Here is a 21,746-nt window from a genome sequence, read left to right on the forward strand (position 1 = left end):
TGTTAGGGGTGAGAAAATGTTCGGTTTATCATCTAAGAAATCAAAAAAGACTAATACAAAAACACTTTGTTCTATTCCAGAATTTATACAAACCATGAAAGAATCAAGCGATTTTGTCTCTTATAACATACTTAAAGATGAAACGTTGTGCTTGTTTTATTATAAATCTGTCGTGGAAGCACTTATTATTAAACAATTCATTTTAACTCCTATAAAAAAGGAATCGGAACAAATTCAAAACATCTCTGATTTATGTAATATCATCTCTATTGAAGACATTATTACCTCCCCTTCTATTGATGATATTCGTGAAAAATTATTAGGTGGATATATTTTAATACGATTAAAAAACAATGCGAATCCTGATCAATATGCTTTAATTCGTGCCGAAAGTACTGTTTTAGGAAAACGATTATATAACGATACAGAAAATGAGTATAGTGTAATCGGGCCTAAAATCGGTTTCGTTGAAAATCTTGATACAAATATCCACTTATTGCGCCGAAATATCGTAACAGAGCAACTCATTTTTAAAGAAGTTACCGTCGGATTTATATCAAAAACGAAAGTAGCAGTTGCTTATATAGAAGGAATTACAAATGAACAATTTGTCAACACCGCAATTCAACGGCTAGAAGACATTGACTTTGATGTCCCATTTGATTCAACTATGATTGAGCAATTTATTAGTGATAATAGCAATTCACCTTTTCCTGTTCTATTACCTACAGAACGATTAGATCGAGCTGTATTTGCATTAATTAATGGGGAAGTTTTAATCTTAACAGATGGCTCTCCATATGCTTTATCAGGACCAACAACGTTACTGGATTTTTTCATTTCACCAGAAGATTATTATTTACCGTGGATGATTGGATCGTTCTTTCGTATTATTCGTTTTTTCGGAGCTATATTTTCTCTTTTTTCCTCCGCTATTTATACAGCGGCTTTAACATATCATTATCAAATGATCCCTGCCGATTTACTAGGTCCTATTATTTTCTCGAGAGCTAACGTACCTTTCCCTCCTATTCTAGAAGCACTCTTTTTAGAAATTACAATTGAATTGCTCCGTGAAGCTGGAGCGCGTTTACCGACAAAAGTCGGACAAACAATCGGGATTGTTGGGGGGATTGTAATTGGCCAAGCATCTGTTGAAGCGGCTTTGACAAGTACAATTTTATTAATTGCAGTTGCTTTATCCGCTCTTGCATCTTTCACAACACCAACAGTAAAGATGTCTTCTACTATCCGGTTGTTACGCTTTCCGCTTATTCTTTTAGCCGGTGCATTCGGAGGATTAGGCCTCGCTGTCGGATTTGTATTTATTTTAGCTCATTTAATTAAATTAAAATCGCTTGGATCACCTTATTTGTTACCTTTATATCCATTTCGTGGTTTAGGTACAGCAGAAGGTTTTCTTCGATTACCATTTAGTCAAACGGCACAAAGACCTTCTTTTCTTAGACCAAAATCAAAATGGCGATATAATCCAAACAAATCGAAGCAAAAACGTGATGGTGAGAATGAATGAAGAAAATTTTATTGCACCTTATTATCATTATCTTCTTCATTTTACAAACTGGCTGTACACAAACGTATATAGTGGATACGCAGCGTATTATTCATGTCGCTGGATTTGACATCACAAAAAACAAAAGATTCCAAGGAACTATTCTCTTCCCAGAGTACACACATGGTGTAAAGTCTAAACCAGAAACTCAATCAACATCTGCCCGTTCACTTGAGACAATCGCTTCACGATTAAATGCAAAATCACCTCACAATGTCGTTGTAGGTCAAATGCGTGTCGTCCTATTTGGAAAGGCTCTAGGAGAACGTGGAATGGGAGAGATTATTACTAACTTACAACGTGACCCAAATATCGGGCGCGATGTACAACTAGCAATTGTAGATGGATCAGCTGAGGAACTTTTAAATTACGGAAAAAAAAATGGATCTTTATACATTGCTGATTTACTTGAACAAAATATCCGAAATGAGAATATTCCACAAACCGCATTAGACATTTTTTTATATAATTACTACTCTTCTGTATGTGATGCCTATGTCCCTTATCTTAAAATGGACGATAATCATTCCGTCGCTGTCAAAGGACTTGCTTTTTTAAAAGGCGATAAAGTCGTTATGTATACGGATAAAAGACATTCTGTTTTAGCAAAATTACTTATTAACCCTACGAAAAATGGACGTTACGAAGCAGCGATAACAAAGGATAAACATAAAGGTATGGTTGTTATACAAAACTTAGCTGGGGAAAATAAGTATGATATAGATCAAACTGGCGACATACCAAAAGTAAAAATCCATTTAAAATTAAATGGATTAATTAAAAACTCTCCAAATTGGATTGATCTAAGAAAAAAAACAAATATCAACTATATAAAAAAACAAATTGAACGAAATGTTGAAAAAGACTGTGAAGATTTAATAAAACAATTTCAAGAAAAGAAAATTGATCCTTTAGGAATACGAGATGAAATTAGAAGCCATACGAGAAAATGGAATATAAAACAAATTCGAAATATGTATCAAAACGTAGCGGTGGATATAAATTTAGATCTTAATATTGTACAATCTGGAATCGGGGAATAGTGAGGTGAAATGAGCAATGAATACAATGAATAAAACAAAAACTGTCTCTCCATATTTTGCATTTATTTTATTGCATTCTCTCCAAATCGGAATAGGAATTCTCGGATATCAACGTGTAATTTTGAAAAATGCAGGTTATGATGCTTGGATTTCTCTTATTATTGCAGGTATTGCAACTCATATTGTACTGTTTTGTATGTTAAAAATGCTTGAAAAAGACGGAGATTTAATTAGCATTCATACAACAACCTTTGGAAAATGGATTGGCTCTATATTTTCTGTAATTTTCACTCTTTATTGCTTATTATTTTGCCTTACTGTTCTTCGTACATATATGGAAGTAATACAAGTTTGGATCTTTCCTACCATTAAGTTATGGAAACTTACGCTTATGTTTTTGTTAGTCACTTACTACATTATAAAAGGTGGCTTCCGTTCTGTGACAGGGATATGTTTTTGGGGTATTGTTCTTCCTATGTTCGTTGTATTCTTTTTAGTCTATCCGATGAAGTATGCACATTTTCGTAATATTTTACCTATTTTTACACATTCCCCTTTCGACATACTTGTGTCAGCAAAACAATCTGCATTAGAATTTCTCGGATTTGAAACAATTCTTATCTTCTATCCCTTTATTGAAAAAGGAAAATCTTTAAAAAGATGGGCTCACGCAGGGATTGTTTTTAGCACTCTAATTTATGTAGTTTTAGCTATTGTATCATTTATGTATTATAGTGAAGGACAATTGAATCACACTATTTGGCCTACTTTAACGATGTTAAAAATAATTAAAGTTCCTTTTATTCAGCGGTTCGAATATATTATTATTTTTGTTTGGTTTTTAATAATTTTGCCGAATCTTTGTTTAACTATTTGGTCATCATGTCAAACGATGAAGCGTTCCTTTCATATTTCATTTAAATTTACACTACCATTTTTTATTTTCATCGTTTTTACAGCTTCTTTATTTTTTAAAAATCGGGAAAGTATCAACGCATTAAATACTGTACTATCTCAAGCGGGATTGTATATTGTATACGCTTATATCCCACTTTTATTTCTATTCCATTCGCTAAGATGGCGCTTCAAAAATCAGTCAAAAAAATCTTCAACCGATACACCGTAATCTCTGATACAATTTGATTAATACATTTGTAAAGGGGACAAGCGAATGAAAAAGTATGTATTTTCTTTACTTGCAGTACTGAGCTTAATTCTTGCTGGATGCGGAAGTACTGGTACAAATGACCAAAAATCTTCTGAATCAAAAAAAGAAGAACATGACCACGCATCGCACACTCAGCAAGCTGACATTCAAGAGAAAACAAAAGGAGTCGACACACTTCCGACCTTCCTAGATAAGCTTGATCCACAAATGAAAGATATCTACACCGTCGCTGGACAAAATGCAGAGCTATTAGATTGGATTCCATGCTATTGTGGTTGCGGTGAAAGTGTAGGACATAAAAATAATAAAAACTGCTTTATCCGTGAAATTAAAAAGAATGGTGAAGTTGTTTGGGATTCCCACGCAACGACTTGCGTCAATTGCCTAGAAATCGCAGTTGAATCTGCTTCCATGAAACAAAAAGGAAAATCAACGCTAGAAATTCGTAACTATATCGATAATAAATATAAAGAAGGCTATGGCAAACCAACACCTACGCCAATGCCAAAAGCTTAAAAAACGAGGAAACTCCTCGTTTTTTCTTTTCATTCACTTTTTTTCTTAACAAATTCTTTCAAGTGTATTTCCCCTTACTTATCACACACTATATATAACTCTCGGTAAGGAGGGTACACAGTGCAAACATATAACGACTATGATAAAGCTCTCTATTACACGTATTGCTGTAATTGGGATAAATTACTCGTTCTCATGGTTCAAACGAACGATCAATTATTTTCTAAGCGTATTGAGCATTTTTTACACGCTTATCAATACAGCAAGGAACTACCAGAAGTTGATAAACAATTGCAGCTCCTATTTCAATATATTGACCATGCATCCCAAAAGTCGCATGTAGAAGAAGTAGAACAAATTCAAATGTAAAATATAGCGCTATTCTCTTCCGGAGAATGGCGCTTTTTTTAAATGTTTATATCAATAAAAGTTTCTCCTTATAAAACTTTTATTGATAAACATATTTTTTCTTTCTTTTCCATACCACTTCATACTATAATTTAGTATGTAACTATTATAAGAGAGGTATAAAATATGGGACGAGAAAAAAAGCAAGAATATGCTTTACTTACCGCATGGGGAGCTTCTTTTATCGCTACACTAGGAAGTCTGTACTTTTCCGAAATCATGAAATTTGAGCCTTGTGTTCTTTGTTGGTATCAACGTATTTTTATGTATCCATTCGTTTTATGGCTCGGTATCGCTGTGGCAAAGAAAGACTATCGCATCGCAAATTATTCTTTACCAATCGCAACTATTGGTGCTTGTATTTCTTTATATCACTATGCAATTCAAAAAGTCGCAGCATTTTCAGCTGCTGGGGCAGCTTGTGGACGTGTACCATGTACGGGAGAATACATAAACTGGTTCGGCTTTGTGACAATCCCGTTTTTAGCACTTATCGGCTTTATTACAATCGCTGTTTGTAGCTTTATTGTCATCAAAAACAAATAAGGAGATGAAAGAATGAAAAAAATGCTTATATTTGGTGGTATTATTATCGCCTTGTTTGCGGCAATTTTCGCTGTAACACAAATGGAAGAAAAAAAAGCTTCAACTAGCCAAAAAATTGATAATGCTACTGGTAGTCAAACAGATGGTCCTGACTACTACACAAATAAAATCTCTCTTTCAGATCTTCAAAAGAATTTAAAAGAGAAAAAAGAAGAAACAGTATACTTTTATCAAACATCTTGCGTTCATTGCCAAAAATTATCTCCTGTCGTAGTGCCAATGGCTAAAGACTTGAACGTTGATATGAAAGTTATGGATATTGAAAAATTAGATGCTCCTTGGGATGAATATAAAATTCAAGGTACACCAACAATCATTCATTTTAAAGATGGCAAAGAAGTGAGCCGTATTAGTGGTGAACAGCCGAAAGACAAATTAAAAGAATGGCTTGAACAAACGAAAAAGTAACGAGAAAAGGAAACTCCTTCTACACATGAAATGGGCGTAAAATCCCACACTAATGTATAAGGAGGGGGTTTTATGCCAGAAGTAAGATGTTCTGTTTCCAACTGTTCTTTTTGGGGGCAAGGTAACTTTTGTCAAGCAAGTGCGATCATCGTTCAGCCTGATGCAGATGAAACTGGTCAAACTGAAAATGATTCATATACAGCTGCTGTTTTAACAAACGAGACGCTAGAAAGTTCTGTAGCAACAAGTGTAGAGACTTGTTGTCATACATTTAAGCCTAGATATTAACAATTATTCCACCTCATATACGTGAGGTGGTTTTTTCTTTCTCTCTTCTTGTTTACGTCATCTCTAATTCTCCCTATAATAAAGTTAACATTTTTATGAATACGAAGGTGAAATACTATGGCTAAAACAATTGCAGATATCGCCAAATTGGCTGGAGTTGCAAAAAGCACAGTCTCTCGTTACTTAAACGGCGGATATGTAAGCGATAAAACAAAACTTAAAATCGAAGGTATTATTCAGGAAACAAATTTCTCTCCCAATACATTTGCTCAAAGTTTAAAAGCAAAAACAACAAATTTAATTGGTGTCATCATCCCCCGATTAGACTCCTTTGCTACAATGAAAACACTTATCGGGATCGATAAAACATTACAGGAAAATAACTATCAAATGCTTGTAGCAAATGCAAATCAAACAACCGAAACTGAAATACAAGCAATTGAAAACTTTATAAAACAAAAGGTAGCTGGCATTATTTTATTAACAAAAACATTAACGAATGAACATCAAAAAATTATGGCTAATTCAAACATCCCTATTTTATTCGTCGGGCAAGAATATAAAGATCAATATTGCCTCGTTCACGATGATTATGATGCAGCTTATGAGTTAGGGGCATACGTTTTATCGCAAGGCCATCGACATATTGCCTATTTAGGGATAGAAAAATCTGATATTTCTGTTGGAATAAATCGAAAAAATGGTTTTCAAAAAGCAATTGAAAATTTAGAACCGACTTGCAACGTTTCATATTACGAAACAACTTTCCGCATAGAAGATGCCATGAAACAAGTACAACATATTTTAGATAATAATCGCCCAACTCTTATCGTATGTGCTACAGATAACATCGCTCTTGGCGCAATGAAAGTCATTCACTCCCACTCCCTTTCTGTACCAGGTGATATTTCTGTAACAGGATTCGGTGGATATGATATTTCAGAAATGGTACACCCTAGTTTAACGACAATTGCGTTTGACTATGAGTATGCTGGAAAGCTTGCTGCCACTTCTCTTTCACAGCTTGTTGAAAACAAAACTATACCAAAAATATTACACTCTCGTTATACATTAAAAATCCAAGAAAGCGTTGACAAAATATAAAGGCGCTCTATAATAAAATTAAAACCGGTTCCACATTTTAAAAACAGGATTTTCAACATCATTTCCCTGTTTTTTATTTTAACTTATTACGGAACCGGTTCCATAAAAAGAAAATTTATAGTAAGGGGGAATTTTTATGGATATGAAGCAAATTGCAACTCAAGTAATACAGAACATTGGTGGAAAGGAAAACATTGTTCGTGCCACACATTGTGCGACTCGCCTTCGTCTTATATTAAAGGATGATACGAAAATAAACTCTGCAGAAATCGAAAACATCAATGGAGTAAAAGGTGCTTTTGCAACGACCGAGCAATATCAAATTATTTTTGGAACTGGCATAGTAAACAAAGTATATGATGAATTCTCAAAACTAATTGGAATAGCCGAACTAGATTCTACAACATCAAACGATATACCTAAGAAAAAAATGAATCCTATCGCCCGCCTAGCAAAGACACTATCTAATATTTTTGTTCCAATTATTCCAGCTATCGTCGCAAGCGGTTTACTTATGGGTCTACTCGGAATGTTGAAAGCGTTTAAATTAGTTCCTGGAGATCACTCACTTATCCAATTACTTGATATGTTCTCAAGTGCAGCTTTCATCATTTTACCTATTTTAATTGGAGTTAGTGCCGCTAAAGAATTTGGTGGAAACATTTTCTTAGGTGCAGTTGTTGGTGGTATATTAACTCACCCAAACTTAACAAATCCTTGGACTCTTTCAAATGCAAAACCCACTGTTTTACATTTCCTTGGTATGGATATTGATATGATTGGCTATCAAGGTACTGTTTTACCTATTTTATTATGTGTGTATGTTATGAGTACAATTGAAAAAGAACTTCGAAAACGTGTTCCGAACTCTTTAGATTTATTAGTTACACCATTCTTAACAATTATTATAACTGGCTTTTTATCACTTATTATTATCGGACCAATTGGATATAAAATCGGTGACGGCATTACGTACCTTTTAAATACAATTTATCAATTTGCAGGACCAGTAGCTGGACTTATATTCGGTGGATTGTATTCAACAATCGTTCTTACTGGCTTACATCATAGCTTCCACGCTATTGAAGCGGGCTTACTCGCAAATAAAGATATCGGTGTCAATTTCTTACTCCCTATTTGGTCAATGGCGAACGTTGCACAGGGCGGTGCTACTTTAGCTGTCTATTTCAAAACAAAAAACAAAAAAACGAAAGAAATTGCAATTCCAGCAGCAGCTTCAGCATTTTTAGGAATTACAGAACCAGCTATTTTTGGTGTCAATTTAAAACTTGGTAAACCATTTATTGCAGCAGCTATTGGCGGCGCAATTGGAGGCGCTTACGTTGTTTGGATGCAAGTGGCGGCTAATGCATACGGTTTAACAGGTATTCCGATGCTTACAATTGTTGCACCTCTTGGCATGATGAACATGATTCACTATATAATTGGTTTCGCTATTGCAGTTATCACTGCTTTTGTTGCCACATTCATTTTATATAAAGAAAGTAAATAATAACGGGGTGAAAACCTATGTCAAAATATAAAACAATACTGCAATCTAATAAAGACGAATTACATTCTTTATATGAAATTGCAAACCAAGATTCATGGAAACCAATTTATCATATTCACCCAACATTTGGATTAATGAATGATCCTAACGGTGTATCATACTACAATGATGAATATCACGTTTTTTATCAGTGGTATCCATTTGGTCCCATTCATGGAATGAAGCATTGGGGGCATGTGAAGTCAAAAGACCTTATTAACTGGGAGCGTATGCCTGTAGCCATCATCCCTACTGAAAGCTATGAATCACACGGTGCATATTCTGGTAGTGCTATCGTAAAAGATGGCCTTCTTCATTTAATTTATACAGGGAATATAAAAAATCCTGATGATTCCCGTGATGCAAAACAATGTATGGCAACAATGGATTCACAATATACGATGACGAAATATAGTAATAATCCTGTTATTGATATAATTCCTGACGGATATACAAAACATGTACGTGATCCAAAAGTCTGGAAACATAATGATATGTACTATATGTTACTCGGTGCCCAACGTGAAAATAAAACAGGAACTCTATTACTATACAAATCACAAGACCTATACAATTGGCATTTCCAAGGCGAAATTACAACAAATTTAAAAGAATTCGGATTTATGTGGGAATGCCCCGATTACTTCCAATTATCAGGGAAAGATGTACTTCTCTTTTCACCGCAAGGAATTGAAAAAGACGGAGAAAACTTTCACAATGTATACAATGTCGTTTATGCTATAGGCCATTTCGATATTAAAAATTTATATTTCCATGTTGATTCCTATTACGAAGCTGATAAAGGATTCGATTTTTATGCCCCTCAAACTTTAGAAGACTCTACTAGTCGTCGCCTATTGTTTGCTTGGGCAGGATCAAGTGAAATCACATATCCTTCTGATGATTATATGTGGGCTCATTGCCTAACACTTCCACGTGAATTAACATTAGAAGATAACATTTTAAAACAAAAACCAGTTTCAGAATTAACAAAACTACGAACAACAAAAAAACACATTTCAGGAGATATAACAGCTGGATTAAATGTATTATCAACGCTTGATGATGAAGACTCCTATGAATTAATTGTTACACTTAAAACAGAAGATGCAAAGCGTTTTGGTCTTTCTCTCTTCCACAATGAGGAGGAATGTTTCCCCATTACATTTAATCGGGAACAAGGTACTATTTCTATAGACAGGGGCAACTTCTACCATCAATTTGGCGGAGAATATGGATTTGAACGCTGTAAAAAAATCGATATTCAAGATACGATAGAACTACAAATATTTGTAGATAAAAGCATCGTGGAAATTTTCTTATACGATGGTTCAACAGTCTTTACGTCCCGAGTTTTTCCTCGAAAAGACATGAAACATCATATCGCAATCTTTTCAGATGCAAAACTAAACTTTACCATCACACAATATAAGCTGAAAAGAGGGATTGTATGCGAAATGTCTTTTGTATAGGTGAACTATTAATTGATTTTGTGTGCCGAAATACTAACGTTTCTTTAGTAAACGGTTCAGATTTCGAAAAAAAAGCTGGTGGAGCACCCGCTAACGTTGCTGCTGCGATTACAAAATTAGGTGGACACGCTACATTTATGGGGCAAGTAGGAAACGACCCATTTGGTGAGTTTCTTGAACAAACTTTACAGCGTGCGCAAGTCGATACATCCATGCTCATAAAAGATAAACAAACAACACTTGCATTCGTATCCATCGATCAAGATGGCGAACGTGATTTTACTTTTATGCGTGGTGCAGATGGTGAATATCAATTCAATAGCATTGATTTATCAAAAATACAAACGAATGATTTAATACATTTCGGTTCAGCGACAGCTTTACTATCAAGCCCATTAAAAGAAACGTATTTTCAGTTGTTACAATATGCGAAAGATAACGGCCATTTTATTTCTTTTGATCCAAATTATCGAAGTGCACTCATTACAAATACAGAACAATTCTCTCAAGATTGTCTAACCTTTATAAAACATGCACACTTCGTAAAAGTAAGTCAAGAGGAAGCTACTATGCTCTCTAAAGAGAGTGATTTACAACAAGCGGCACTCAAATTATTAAATTATGGCGCAAAAGTAGTAGCTATTACACTTGGAAAAGACGGTACCCTTCTTGCGACAAATGAAGGTCAAACCATTGTCTCTTCTATTTCCATTCAACAAGTCGATACAACTGGTGCTGGTGATGCTTTCGTTGGAGCAATGTTATATCAGATTGCCCAAAGTGAACATACACTTTCGTATCATTTCAAAGACTTAACAGCGTTTATCTCCTTTGCAAATAAAGTAGGCGCTATCACATGTACAAATTACGGTGCAATTGCCTCTCTTCCATCATTAACAGATATAAAAGCATACGATTAATCGTATGCTTTTTTACATTCCTCTCCAAAAATCATGCATAATAAAAAAGTACAAAATAACGAGAACGGCCGTCCCGCATAAGGTAATGCGCCGATATATACTCTTCTCTCCTTCCCTCGCTTTCACAAACGCCCAAATAAATCCGAAGAACAATATTAAATCAACATATGGAATATAAAAAGAAAAGACGAGAAACGCATATAAATACACGATAAATAAACAGGTCGTTACTAAGAAAACTTTAAACGCAAATTCACTTTTCATAATATAACCGCCCCCTATCTGTACTGTATTATATTCAGCAAAATACAATAGTTGCAGTTAAACTCCAAGTATAAATAAGCTACCGTCTATAATACGGTAGCCATTACGGAACATTGTATTTCCGTTTATATATATTACTTAAAATCGAAGAAGGAATTTGCTCGTAACGAATTTTCTCTCCTGTTTCATCTATAATATACGAATTGTTTCCTATATAATATATTCCATCTTTTCGTTTTGAGTACACTGGATATCTTTCATTTGGCAATACAGTTTTTACCTTTGTTAACTGTCCATTTGGTTCTTGCCAATATATATCCGCGCGGTCTACTAACGTAAGTATTCCAATTTGTTCTTTTTCTATTTTCCGACCATTCCAGCTCACAACGCGATAACCAAGCTTATTCGCTTCATATTCGGGGCTCGTATGAAAACGAGAAATGATTACTTTTGTTTGTAATTGTACTCGGTCATATAACCATTGTATATCCCTGTCATGCATACGAATACAGCCATTTGATTCCCTACTTCCAATCGTCCATTCCCGGTTCGTCCCGTGAATCGCATATTCATTCTTATCTAGTCCAAGCCACCTCGTACCGAGAGGGTTATTCGGTGCACCCCCAGCTATTTTTTTTCGATGGTATTCTTTATTTTTAAATTTCGTTATAATACAAAAATTACCTTCAGGCGTAGGTGTACGATCTCTTCCAGTCGTTACTGGAAATGTTTTTGTGTAATTTCCATTCTCAAAAAAAGACAACTGGTTTGTCGTAAGATTCACTAATATTAAATGATCTGTATCAGCAAAAGCACTAACCGGTAGGAAGAAAAATAATAGTAAAACGAAACATACCCTTTTCACCTATATCCCCCCTAGCGCTCACCATAATAATTGTAATTAGCTTTACTTTGCTCTTATAAATGAAAACTATCCATTTACAATAACGCCCCCATTTACATGTATCATTTGTCCAGTAACATAAGAAGAATCACCAGACGCTAAATATACGTATGCCGGCGCTAACTCATATGGTTGACCAGGCCGTTGCATCGGGACATTGCTCCCAAACTGAGAGACTTTCTTCTCATCAAAGCTCGATGGAATAAGCGGTGTCCAAATCGGTCCTGGTGCAACACCATTTACCCGAATCCCTTTTTGGACTAACGATTGAGAAAGTGATCTTGTAAAAGCTACGATTGCTCCTTTCGTTGCGGAATAATCAATTAACGTTTCATTTCCTTCATATGCAACGATAGATGCCGTATTTATAATGACATCCCCTTTCTTCAAATGAGAAAGGGCTGCTTTCGTAACGTGAAAATAAGAAAAAATATTAATACGAAATGTTTTTTCTAGCTGTTCTGCTGTAATATACTCTAGCCCTTGCTGCGGATATTGCTGCGCGACATTATTTACTAAAACCTGTAAACTACCTAGCTGCTGGACGGTCTCTTGAACAACCTCTTTACAATGCTGTTCATCACTTAAATCACCCGGCAACAATACACACTTTACACCTTCTTTCTCAACATATTGCTTCGTCTCATTAGCATCTTCTTCCTCATCTAAATAAGCAATCGCAATATTTGCTCCCTCTTTCGCAAAAGCGATGGAAACAGCTCGTCCAATCCCACTATCTCCCCCTGTAATTAATACATTCTTTCCTTTTAACTTTTCGCTACCTTTATAATTTGAATCTTCAAACTGCGGAAGTGGATTCATTAATGATTCAATACCAGGCTGTTTATTTTGATGTTGCGCTGGCATTGTTACAAAGTTTTTTTGCTGTGGCATAGCTTCTTTCAACTCCTTTTCCTTATAATGTGCATAATAAAAACTGAAATTCACACATCAAGTTACGATTAATATTCGAATTTAAGACACAAAATATGAATTGTTGTAAACTTTTTATACAAAACTATTGCAAAATAGTTAAAAAACGAATATTATATATAACTGTTGTGAAAATTATTCGTAAACAGAAAGGATGTTTATATGTTTAACCTTTCAAAACATAAAACTTCTATTAAAACTGAAATTATGGCAGGTATTATTACCTTCTTAACAATGGCATATATCATTGTCGTAAACCCAGTCATCCTTGGGGATGCAGGTGTTCCATTTGAACAAGCATTTACAGCAACAATTATCGCTGCTGTTGTCGGAACATTATTTATGGCAATCTTTACAAACTTACCAATCGCAATCGCGCCAGGTATGGGATTAAATGCTTACTTCTCTTACTCTGTTGTAAAAGCGCATGAAGGCATGACTTTCGCAATTGCATTCTCTGCTGTATTCGTAGCAGGTATGATTTTAATTTTGTTATCATTCACATCTTTCCGTACAAAATTAATGGAAGCAATTCCTGAAAACTTAAAACATGCAATTACTGCTGGTATCGGTCTTTTCATCGCCTTTATCGGTTTACGTTTAACAGGTATCGTTACAAAAAATGATGCAAACTTAGTTGGACTTGGTGATCTTCACTCTGCTCCAGTTCTACTAGCATTGGCTGGGCTTGGAATTACTATTGTTCTTATGTCTTTAAATGTAAATGGCGCACTATTTATTGGTATGCTATTAACTGGTATTATCGCTTTCTTCACAGGACAGTTAACATTCTCAAACGGTGTTACATCAATGCCTGGATTACCAGAAGGAATTATCGTTTCAAATCCAATTACTGCTGTATCTGATGTAATTAACTACGGATTGTACGGCGTTGTATTTTCATTCTTCCTTGTTACATTATTTGATACAACAGGTACATTACTTGGGGTAGCTCAACAAGGTGGATTTATGAAAGACGGAAAACTCCCGAAAGCTGGACGAGCTCTTCTATCTGACTCATTTTCAGCAACAATCGGTTCTATGTTCGGAACAACACCATCAACAGCTTACATTGAATCATCTGCTGGTGTTGCAGCTGGTGGTCGTACTGGTTTAACAACTGTTACAGTAGCTGTTCTGTTCGCACTAGCAGCATTCTTCGGACCATTAGTAAGTGCTGTTTCTGGTGTATCAGCTATTACTGCACCATCATTAATTATTGTTGGTAGTCTTATGATGGGTTCAGTTCGCCACATCGATTGGGACTCATTTGATGAAGCATTCCCAGCATTCTTAGTAATCTTAAGCATGCCGCTTACATCAAGTATCGCAACAGGTATCGCACTTGGATTTATTTCATACCCACTTATGAAAGTGGCAAAAGGTAAATTCCGTGCTGTTCACCCACTTGTATATGTATTTGGAATTTTGTTTGCTTATCAATTGATATTCTTACCACATTAAAAAAGTAGAGCATCGAAATCCGATGCTCTACTTTTCTTTTATAACAATCATTCAAACTATAAAGGCACCTCCAAAATATGAAGGAGCTTATAACCTTTTAATACTTCTCTTCTACCTGTAATTCTTTACTATACTTTTGAATGAACACTGATGAAATAACCATTACTATGCCCACACTAAAACCAATAAGTTGATCTAATAACATTTCATCATGAATAAACCAGCGAAGTAAAAATACACCCCCAAAAATAAGCATCATGATAAATCCAGTATGTCTAAGCCCTTTATATACATTTTCCATATGTATCACCTCTCCACATACTTTTATCCATATTATACCATAATCTAAAAACGTGTATAACCAACATTCGGTATTGAAACCAATAATAAAAAGACTGCAGAGAACTCCATCTCCACAGCCTAATATTTATTTTTGCAAAAACGCCTGCAAATCTGCAAATTGTCTCTTTGCATCTTCATAGCCTTGCTCGTATAAATTTTGTAGTTTTGCTGTATCTTTTTCCATACGATCTACTTGAAGCGGCACTTCTGGGCGAATAACAAATAAATTACCAGCTTGCTCTTCTTTTTCAATATAGTGAAGTGTTTCATTATACACTTCATAACGATTCAACATCGTGTTAACAAGATTTGGATATTTTTTATAAGCTTTTCCTGCAATCCATCCGAATTTTGATTTTTTCTTCGCGTAACCATGATTTCTCGTTAAAATAACGACTGATTTTTTAAATCCATCTTCCTGTGCCTTACGAACTGGAATTGGATCAGAAATCCCGCCATCTAATAACTGCTTACCACGATAATTTACTACTGGTGCAATGAAAGGCAATGAACTAGACGCTTGTAATAAATTTAGTGCATCATCATTCGTTCCTTCTTTCTCAAAATAAACAGATTGTCCTGTTTCACAATCCGTCGTTCCTACAAGGAAACGTTCTGGGCTATTAAAGTATGTTTCAAAATCAAACGGAACATGCTTTTCTGGAATTTCATGAAAAATGAAATCCATATCAAATAGCTGACGTTTTCTCCATAAGTTTTTATACGACAAATATTTCGGATGTGATGCATAATCAATATTGACCGTTTTATTTCTATTTCTTTGTCTGGAAAGATACGACGCTGCATGACAAGCACCAGCTGATACACCGATTACATATGGAAAATATAAATCTTGTTCCATAAAGTATTCTAATATCCCCCCCGTATATACACCACGCATACCGCCGCCTTCTAATACTAACCCCGTATTTTCAAGCATGTTACTCTCTCCTCTATATATATTGACTCTTTAACTATTCACCATGTTAAGTATCTTTTTCTATTATATATGAGTTCTTTCAGAAATTATATTTAAAAGACTTGAGAACAAGGAGTTTTTTCTTCCAATTATATTTCCAAATGATCGGAGACATCCTTTATAAACCTTTGAATAAAGTCTTGCTCTTCTTTCGTATATCCATCTAAAAGTAACAACCACTTTTCTTCAGCTTGCTTATGCAATTTTTCATGAGCTTTATATATTTCATTGCCGCTTTCCGTTAAGCTGAAGAAGATTTCTTTTTGATTATCTAACATTTGCATCTTCTCAACGAATTGCTTTTGAAACAACTTCGTACAAATTTTAGAGATTGCTCCCTTCGTCATGCCCATTTCTGTCGTAATTGCCGTTACATTCATCAAACCATTTTTTCCGATACATTCGATTACATGTAACTCAGATAAAGACATACTACTTACACCTGTCTCATAAAGAAACTTCTCGTTTTGTCGTTTTAAATGTTCTTCTTTTTTATGCAAAAGTGTACGAATGTCCGACAGTATTTCCATTTGCTTCGTTGCATGCTTCAATCCGTTCGCCTCCTAAGTTTCCGAAGAAACAATTTAACTATATACCATTTTAAAATTATTTTTTCATCTTTACAAGTGAGAAAATCATGTTAAAATAAATTTAGTTTCCACGGAAACCAAAAATACAAGGAGGTTAACAAGATGAAAAAATCTAAACTAACTTTCATTTTATATGTTGTCTGTATTAGTGCCTTACTCGGTTCCTTCGCTCAAAATATTTACACACCTATCTTACCGATGATTCAAAATTCTTTTCACACTTCTCTTTATCTTGTAAATGTAACAGTTTCACTTTTCACATTCATTCTTGCAATTATGCAGCTCGTATATGGACCTTTAATTGATACAAAAGGGAGAAAATCTGTCCTTATCCCTAGTTTAGTCATTAGTACAATTGGTTCAATCGGATGTGCTTTTTCGGCAAACATTTATTTATTTCTCTTTTTTAGAGCTGTTCAAGCTATAGGAATAGCGGCTATACCTGTAGTTTCAGCAACGATTATCGGCGATTTATTTGAAGGAAAAGAACGCGGAGAAGCGATGAGCCTATACCAAATGTTACTTGCCCTCGCACCTGCAATGGCTCCTCTCATAGGTGGATTTCTTGGCAGTATAAATGGTCACTTATCTGTATTTCTCTTTTTATCTACACTTGGCATTATCTTATTAATTATAAACATTTCACTACTTCCAGAAACAAAGCCAAATGTAATTAAGCAGTCTAAAGCACAAAAGAATTACTCTCTTATCTTAAAAAATAAAACTGGATTTTCTATTACTCTTATTGGCTTCATTCAATTTTGTATTTACTTTTGCTTTCTCGTTTTTTTACCGAGCATTTTAGCAAATTCATTTCATCTAGCTGCAAGTGAAATTGGTCTTATGTTTGTACCAATGTCTCTTTCTATCATGCTAGGAAGTTTTTGCTACAAGTTTTTGCAAAAACGCCTCACAACAAAGCAAACTTTATTTATTACGAGTTACTTCAATATTATATGTGTCTTTTTATTCTCTTTCATATATAACATCAATATCCCATTCATCATTATCGTTACATCTTTGTACGGTTTTAGTATGGGACTTTCTATGCCAACTCACACTACTTTATTAACAGAAGAATTCGTGCAAGAACGTGCAACAGCTATCGGTATGTACAACTTCATCCGCTATCTTGGTATGGGCACAGGGCCACTTATAGGTGGATTTCTTTTATTTAACCAAAATTACTTTTGGATTTTCTTCCTAGGCGCAATTATGTTTTTACTTGTAATCTTATATGCAATGAAAATGCTAAGTTTTCATTCTGTACAAAAAGCAAAATAGAGCCCCCAAAAAGGTCGGCTCTATTTATCCTCTTTGATCCGCAACAATATGAATATCAATATACTTTGTTTGTCTCATAATTTCATTTACAATAGAGCCTTTTCGTATTTCTTCCCACCTTGTTCTAGCCGATTGTCCAAGTAAAATTTGCGTCACCTGTAATCTTTTTGCCACTTCAATAATAACATCTGCTGGCTTTCTTCCCTTTGCTTCTTCTAATACAAAACTTGCATCAAATTGATTCGTTAGCAACTTCCACTCTTCAATCGTCTGCTTTTTTCCAGCTGAAATAGAATCTATATTTTCCCTCTCAACGTTTAATACGTACAATTCAGCGTTTAACCGATCTGCCATGCGCCATCCCCGTCTTATTAATTTCTCCGCTGTTGAACTGTATTGTACACAAACAAGAATTTTTTCTTTTACGCCAATTGGTTCTATTACTGTTTGGCTAATTTTCTCGTCCATATCATCGGCAACCTCGCGAAGTGATAATTCCCTAAGTGCCCCTAAATTATTAAGCGTAAAGAAATTTTGTAAACTTTGCTGAATTTTTTCTTCTTTATATATCTTTCCGTCTATTAGTCTCTTCCTTAATACCTCGGGCGTTGCATCAACGAGCTGAATTTCATTTGCTTTTTGTAAAATAAAATCTGGAATTCGTTCTCTTACTTTTACATTCGTAATTTGAGCTACAATATCATGAACACTTTCTAAATGTTGAATATTAAAAGCTGATAATACCGATATACCAGCCTCTAACAATTCCTGCACATCCATATAACGTTTTTTATGCTTAGAACCAGGAACATTACTATGCGCAAGTTCATCCACTACGACTACTTGCGGCGCGCGTTTTTTTATTCCTTCCACATCAAGCTCATAAAATACCTTTCCTTTATACTGTATTTCTTTCAAAGGAACTTTTTCTAAATCAGCAATTGCTTCTTCCGTCTCTTTTCTTCCATGCGTTTCAATTAAACCAATTACAATATCAATTCCATCTTTTTTCATTTCCCTTGCATCAAAGAGCATTTTATAACTTTTTCCTACGCCTGGAGCTGCTCCTACATATAGCTTTAACTTTCCGCGATTTTGCTGACGAATATATTCTAAATATTCCTCTGGCGTTCGCCTTTGAAACTTCGGTTCATAATCATCTGCATACAAAATAAACACTACCTTTCATTCGAAACAACGCTACCTCAATCCGTTAGATTGAGGTAGCGTTGTTACTATTTCATTAATTCCTGTAATGCCAAATTTAGCTTTAAGACGTTCACTCGATCTTCTCCAAATAAACCAAGCGCAGCACCTTCTGTTTGATCTTTAATCAATTGATTAAGTTTTTCTTTCGGAATATTCGTTATTTTCGATATGCGATCCACCTGCACAGAAGCTGCCTTCGGACTAATGTCAGGATCAAGCCCTGAACCTGAATTTGTCACTAAATCAATCGGTACTTCTGTAACTGGAACGCTCGGATTTTGTTTCTTCCACTCTTCAATACTTTTCTCTACTCGTTTCTCTAAATCTGGATTAGATGGTGCATAGTTATTTGAACCAGATGCTTCTGCCTTATATTCAATACTAGAAACACGCCCTTGAAAATAACGTGGATCCGTGAAGTTTTGCCCGATTAATTTAGAACCAATCACTTCATTTTTATCATTATATATTAGACTTCCATCCGCATTATCCTTCATCACGGCTTGTGCAATACCAGTAACAATAAGCGGGTATACAAGTCCGCACAACACTAGAAATGTAAAAGTAATACGGATAATTGGTGATAGTATACTTTGTTTCTTCTCCATCTTTTTCCCCTCTTCCTTATATGAACAAGCCGACAATTATATCAATTACTTTAATTCCAATGAACGGAACGATAACTCCACCAAGCCCATAAATAAGTAAGTTTCGGCTAAGCAATGCATTAGAACTCATCGGTTTATATGCGATACCTTTCATCGCTAACGGAATGAGTAATGGAATAATAACAGCGTTAAATATTAATGCTGATAAAATCGCTGACAGTGGTGATGTTAATTTCATAATGTTCAATGCTTCCATTTGCGGAATTGCAAGTGTAAACATCGCTGGAATAATCGCAAAGTATTTCGCTATATCATTTGCAATACTAAACGTCGTTAACGCACCACGTGTCATTAACAATTGCTTACCAATTCCTACAACCTCAATAATTTTCGTTGGATTCGAGTCTAAATCAATCATATTCGCTGCTTCTTTCGCAGCTGTCGTACCACTATTCATCGCTAATCCAACGTCAGCCTGTGCTAATGCCGGAGCATCATTTGTACCATCACCTGTCATCGCTACAAGTTTCCCTTTATCTTGCTCTGCTTTAATAACCGCAATTTTATCTTCTGGTTTACACTCGGCAACGAATTCATCTACTCCTGCTTCTTTTGCAATCGTTGCTGCTGTTAACGGATTATCACCTGTACACATAACCGTTTTAATCCCCATTTGGCGCAACTGTTCAAAACGCTCACGCATACCCGGTTTTACTGTATCCTTTAAATAAATTAAACCATAAATACGATTATCTACTGCAACTACAAGTGGTGTTCCGCCCTCTTTTGAAATTAAGTCTGCTTTTTGATTTACATCTTTCGGAATTGTTCCACCTTGTGACCCAACCCATTCAATAACGGCACCGACAGCACCTTTTCTCACTTTCGTTCCGTCTTGTAAATCCACACCACTCATTCTCGTTTCTGCTTTAAACGGAACAAACTCCCCTTGTTCTGCAAGTTCTCTATTATATGATATAGATTTTCCCTGCACATACTCGATAACAGATCGACCTTCTGGCGTTTCATCTAAAACAGAACTAATAGCAGCCCACTTTCCAACTTGCTCAATCGTTTCATTTCCTACAGGCAATAATGTATGAGCCATCCGGTTTCCAAAAGTAATCGTACCTGTTTTATCTAAAATAATTGTATTAATATCGCCCGCAGCTTCTACTGCTTTCCCTGACATCGCTAGCACGTTAAATTTTGTCACCCGGTCCATCCCAGCAATACCAATCGCTGATAGCAAACCACCAATTGTCGTTGGAATTAAACATACTAACAATGCTACGAGTACAGCTGTATCAATTTGAAAACCTAAATAATTTGTAAAAATCGGCAACGTCACAACGACGATCAAGAAGATAAGAGTTAAGCTCGTTAATACTGTATTTAAAGCAATCTCATTCGGCGTTTTTTGACGAGCAGCTCCTTCTACTAAAGAAATCATTTTGTCGATAAATGATTCACCAGGATTACTCGTAATAACAATTGTAATTTCATCACTTACCACCATCGTTCCACCTGTTACGGAACAAAAATCACCACCCGCTTCTTTTATTACAGGAGCTGATTCTCCTGTAATTGCAGATTCATCTACAGACGCTAATCCTTTGATTACTTCACCATCATTCGGAATCATTTCTCCTTGTTTTACGATAACAACATCACCTTTTCTAAGATCAGTTGCTGAAACTTGGACAATGTCTCCATTTTCTTTTACAACATTTGCAAACACATCTTTCTTCGACTGTTTTAAAGAATCGGCTTGCGCTTTACCGCGACCTTCTGCTAATGCTTCTGCAAAATTCGCAAATAAAACTGTAAATAATAGAATAAGAGAAACTGTTATATTAAACCATCCTGGTATACTACTAGAACTGCTTGGAAGAAAAGATAAAATGAACGTAATGATAAACCCAATTTCCACAACGAACATAATCGGATTCTTTATCATGACTTTCGGATTCAATTTCGCAACGGATTGTTTCATCGCATGTGTTACGATATCACGATCCATCGTTTTCGCTTGTCTAACTTCATCTTCTACAGCATGTATTTGTGTCTCATTTACTTGTTTTTCTTTTACTACTACCGGTCTCATCATT

General features: G+C 35.2%; 23 protein-coding genes. 14 read left to right on the forward strand and 9 right to left on the reverse strand.

Annotated features, from left to right (window positions below):
* Positions 1 to 16 precede the first annotated feature (16 nt).
* The 12 genes from H6481_RS06820 (at position 17) to H6481_RS06875 (ending at position 11,058) form a co-directional block, all read left to right on the forward strand.
* Positions 17 to 1,534 carry a spore germination protein gene (locus H6481_RS06820; RefSeq protein WP_071731152.1) on the forward strand — a complete coding sequence of 506 codons (1,518 nt, stop codon included), beginning with the start codon at positions 17 to 19 and terminating at the stop codon, positions 1,532 to 1,534.
* On the forward strand, positions 1,531 to 2,616 hold the full coding sequence (locus H6481_RS06825; RefSeq protein WP_000722252.1) for a Ger(x)C family spore germination protein: 1,086 nt from the start codon (positions 1,531 to 1,533) through the stop codon (positions 2,614 to 2,616). The genes H6481_RS06820 and H6481_RS06825 overlap by 4 nt, the downstream gene beginning before the upstream one ends.
* A 16-nt stretch (positions 2,617 to 2,632) precedes the next feature.
* Entirely contained in the window at positions 2,633 to 3,742 is a 1,110-nt protein-coding gene (locus H6481_RS06830; RefSeq protein WP_001095035.1) for a GerAB/ArcD/ProY family transporter, read from the forward strand.
* A gap of 45 nt (positions 3,743 to 3,787) precedes the next feature.
* A complete protein-coding gene (locus tag H6481_RS06835; protein ID WP_000761026.1) occupies positions 3,788 to 4,300 on the forward strand; it encodes a PCYCGC domain-containing protein in 513 nt (170 codons plus the stop codon).
* A 120-nt stretch (positions 4,301 to 4,420) separates the two neighbouring features.
* The gene (locus tag H6481_RS06840; RefSeq protein WP_001195459.1) at positions 4,421 to 4,669 is read left to right on the forward strand and encodes a YhdB family protein; all 249 of its coding nucleotides are present in this window, start codon (positions 4,421 to 4,423) and stop codon (positions 4,667 to 4,669) included.
* 165 nt (positions 4,670 to 4,834) lie between these two features.
* Positions 4,835 to 5,254, forward strand: a complete 420-nt coding sequence (locus tag H6481_RS06845) for a disulfide oxidoreductase (RefSeq protein ID WP_000532261.1) — start codon at positions 4,835 to 4,837, stop codon at positions 5,252 to 5,254.
* A gap of 12 nt (positions 5,255 to 5,266) precedes the next feature.
* On the forward strand, positions 5,267 to 5,722 hold the full coding sequence (locus H6481_RS06850; RefSeq protein ID WP_016082775.1) for a thioredoxin family protein: 456 nt from the start codon (positions 5,267 to 5,269) through the stop codon (positions 5,720 to 5,722).
* A 72-nt stretch (positions 5,723 to 5,794) separates the two neighbouring features.
* Positions 5,795 to 6,010: a DUF1540 domain-containing protein gene (locus H6481_RS06855; protein WP_001115482.1), complete on the forward strand. Its 216-nt coding sequence runs from the start codon at positions 5,795 to 5,797 to the stop codon at positions 6,008 to 6,010.
* A 117-nt stretch (positions 6,011 to 6,127) separates the two neighbouring features.
* Complete coding sequence (locus H6481_RS06860; RefSeq protein ID WP_001140397.1) at positions 6,128 to 7,114, forward strand: LacI family DNA-binding transcriptional regulator; 987 nt, start codon at positions 6,128 to 6,130, stop codon at positions 7,112 to 7,114.
* Positions 7,115 to 7,250: 136 nt separating this feature from the next.
* Entirely contained in the window at positions 7,251 to 8,627 is a 1,377-nt protein-coding gene (locus H6481_RS06865) for a sucrose-specific PTS transporter subunit IIBC (protein ID WP_000367322.1), read from the forward strand.
* Between the two features lie 17 nt (positions 8,628 to 8,644).
* Positions 8,645 to 10,138: a beta-fructofuranosidase gene (gene scrB / locus H6481_RS06870; protein ID WP_000049753.1), complete on the forward strand. Its 1,494-nt coding sequence runs from the start codon at positions 8,645 to 8,647 to the stop codon at positions 10,136 to 10,138.
* Positions 10,117 to 11,058, forward strand: a complete 942-nt coding sequence (locus tag H6481_RS06875) for a carbohydrate kinase (RefSeq protein ID WP_001246642.1) — start codon at positions 10,117 to 10,119, stop codon at positions 11,056 to 11,058. The genes scrB and H6481_RS06875 overlap by 22 nt, the downstream gene beginning before the upstream one ends.
* A gap of 12 nt (positions 11,059 to 11,070) precedes the next feature.
* On the opposite strand, the gene H6481_RS06880 is transcribed toward H6481_RS06875, so the two are convergent.
* The 3 genes from H6481_RS06880 to H6481_RS06890 form a co-directional block, all read right to left on the reverse strand.
* Complete coding sequence (locus tag H6481_RS06880) at positions 11,071 to 11,322, reverse strand: hypothetical protein (protein ID WP_078994558.1); 252 nt, start codon at positions 11,320 to 11,322, stop codon at positions 11,071 to 11,073.
* Between the two features lie 103 nt (positions 11,323 to 11,425).
* Positions 11,426 to 12,187, reverse strand: coding sequence for a L,D-transpeptidase (locus H6481_RS06885; RefSeq protein WP_000831960.1), 762 nt, complete (start codon positions 12,185 to 12,187; stop codon positions 11,426 to 11,428).
* 66 nt (positions 12,188 to 12,253) lie between these two features.
* Complete coding sequence (locus H6481_RS06890) at positions 12,254 to 13,120, reverse strand: SDR family oxidoreductase (RefSeq protein ID WP_001136292.1); 867 nt, start codon at positions 13,118 to 13,120, stop codon at positions 12,254 to 12,256.
* A 201-nt stretch (positions 13,121 to 13,321) separates the two neighbouring features.
* Between H6481_RS06890 and H6481_RS06895 the strand changes: the two genes are divergently transcribed.
* A complete protein-coding gene (locus tag H6481_RS06895; protein WP_000482716.1) occupies positions 13,322 to 14,623 on the forward strand; it encodes an NCS2 family permease in 1,302 nt (433 codons plus the stop codon).
* 97 nt (positions 14,624 to 14,720) lie between these two features.
* Here H6481_RS06895 and H6481_RS06900 read toward each other — a convergent pair whose 3' ends face one another.
* From H6481_RS06900 to H6481_RS06910, 3 genes are all read right to left on the reverse strand, one after another.
* Entirely contained in the window at positions 14,721 to 14,924 is a 204-nt protein-coding gene (locus tag H6481_RS06900; protein ID WP_000432810.1) for a hypothetical protein, read from the reverse strand.
* Positions 14,925 to 15,050: 126 nt separating this feature from the next.
* A complete protein-coding gene (locus H6481_RS06905; RefSeq protein ID WP_000892676.1) occupies positions 15,051 to 15,905 on the reverse strand; it encodes a patatin family protein in 855 nt (284 codons plus the stop codon).
* A 128-nt stretch (positions 15,906 to 16,033) separates the two neighbouring features.
* Complete coding sequence (locus H6481_RS06910; RefSeq protein WP_000679682.1) at positions 16,034 to 16,495, reverse strand: MarR family transcriptional regulator; 462 nt, start codon at positions 16,493 to 16,495, stop codon at positions 16,034 to 16,036.
* Positions 16,496 to 16,636: 141 nt separating this feature from the next.
* Here H6481_RS06910 and H6481_RS06915 point away from each other — a divergent pair, with 141 nt between their 5' ends.
* Positions 16,637 to 17,818, forward strand: coding sequence for an MFS transporter (locus tag H6481_RS06915; RefSeq protein WP_065482263.1), 1,182 nt, complete (start codon positions 16,637 to 16,639; stop codon positions 17,816 to 17,818).
* Between the two features lie 24 nt (positions 17,819 to 17,842).
* Here the strand turns inward: H6481_RS06915 and kdpDN are convergent, their stop codons facing one another.
* The 3 genes from kdpDN to kdpB are packed head-to-tail and all read right to left on the reverse strand — an operon-like array spanning position 17,843 to position 21,742.
* A complete protein-coding gene (gene kdpDN / locus H6481_RS06920) occupies positions 17,843 to 18,997 on the reverse strand; it encodes a KdpD-like non-kinase potassium sensor (protein WP_003269552.1) in 1,155 nt (384 codons plus the stop codon).
* A gap of 56 nt (positions 18,998 to 19,053) precedes the next feature.
* Entirely contained in the window at positions 19,054 to 19,635 is a 582-nt protein-coding gene (gene kdpC / locus H6481_RS06925; protein WP_182811278.1) for a K(+)-transporting ATPase subunit C, read from the reverse strand.
* A gap of 16 nt (positions 19,636 to 19,651) precedes the next feature.
* Positions 19,652 to 21,742 (reverse strand): potassium-transporting ATPase subunit KdpB, encoded by a 2,091-nt coding sequence (gene kdpB, locus H6481_RS06930; RefSeq protein WP_043924621.1) that lies wholly within the window; start codon positions 21,740 to 21,742, stop codon positions 19,652 to 19,654.
* Positions 21,743 to 21,746 lie beyond the last annotated feature (4 nt).

The organism is Bacillus sp. ME78 (assembly GCF_903970865.1).
GTDB classification, from domain to species: domain Bacteria; phylum Bacillota; class Bacilli; order Bacillales; family Bacillaceae_G; genus Bacillus_A; species Bacillus_A cereus.

Bases quoted from the DNA above. Each gene is read 5' to 3' on its own strand.
- H6481_RS06875 (WP_001246642.1), top strand. From the start codon at position 10,117: ATGCGAAATGTCTTTTGTATAGGTGAACTATTAATTGATTTTGTGTGC.
- H6481_RS06860 (WP_001140397.1), top strand. From the start codon at position 6,128: ATGGCTAAAACAATTGCAGATATCGCCAAATTGGCTGGAGTTGCAAAA.
- H6481_RS06890 (WP_001136292.1), bottom strand. From the start codon at position 13,120: ATGCCACAGCAAAAAAACTTTGTAACAATGCCAGCGCAACATCAAAAT.
- kdpC (WP_182811278.1), bottom strand. From the start codon at position 19,635: ATGGAGAAGAAACAAAGTATACTATCACCAATTATCCGTATTACTTTT.
- kdpB (WP_043924621.1), bottom strand. From the start codon at position 21,742: ATGAGACCGGTAGTAGTAAAAGAAAAACAAGTAAATGAGACACAAATA.
- H6481_RS06900 (WP_000432810.1), bottom strand. From the start codon at position 14,924: ATGGAAAATGTATATAAAGGGCTTAGACATACTGGATTTATCATGATG.
- H6481_RS06880 (WP_078994558.1), bottom strand. From the start codon at position 11,322: ATGAAAAGTGAATTTGCGTTTAAAGTTTTCTTAGTAACGACCTGTTTA.
- H6481_RS06835 (WP_000761026.1), top strand. From the start codon at position 3,788: ATGAAAAAGTATGTATTTTCTTTACTTGCAGTACTGAGCTTAATTCTT.
- H6481_RS06865 (WP_000367322.1), top strand. From the start codon at position 7,251: ATGGATATGAAGCAAATTGCAACTCAAGTAATACAGAACATTGGTGGA.
- H6481_RS06855 (WP_001115482.1), top strand. From the start codon at position 5,795: ATGCCAGAAGTAAGATGTTCTGTTTCCAACTGTTCTTTTTGGGGGCAA.
- H6481_RS06820 (WP_071731152.1), top strand. From the start codon at position 17: ATGTTCGGTTTATCATCTAAGAAATCAAAAAAGACTAATACAAAAACA.
- H6481_RS06825 (WP_000722252.1), top strand. From the start codon at position 1,531: ATGAAGAAAATTTTATTGCACCTTATTATCATTATCTTCTTCATTTTA.
- H6481_RS06845 (WP_000532261.1), top strand. From the start codon at position 4,835: ATGGGACGAGAAAAAAAGCAAGAATATGCTTTACTTACCGCATGGGGA.
- H6481_RS06830 (WP_001095035.1), top strand. From the start codon at position 2,633: ATGAATACAATGAATAAAACAAAAACTGTCTCTCCATATTTTGCATTT.
- H6481_RS06915 (WP_065482263.1), top strand. From the start codon at position 16,637: ATGAAAAAATCTAAACTAACTTTCATTTTATATGTTGTCTGTATTAGT.
- H6481_RS06895 (WP_000482716.1), top strand. From the start codon at position 13,322: ATGTTTAACCTTTCAAAACATAAAACTTCTATTAAAACTGAAATTATG.
- scrB (WP_000049753.1), top strand. From the start codon at position 8,645: ATGTCAAAATATAAAACAATACTGCAATCTAATAAAGACGAATTACAT.
- H6481_RS06905 (WP_000892676.1), bottom strand. From the start codon at position 15,905: ATGCTTGAAAATACGGGGTTAGTATTAGAAGGCGGCGGTATGCGTGGT.
- H6481_RS06850 (WP_016082775.1), top strand. From the start codon at position 5,267: ATGAAAAAAATGCTTATATTTGGTGGTATTATTATCGCCTTGTTTGCG.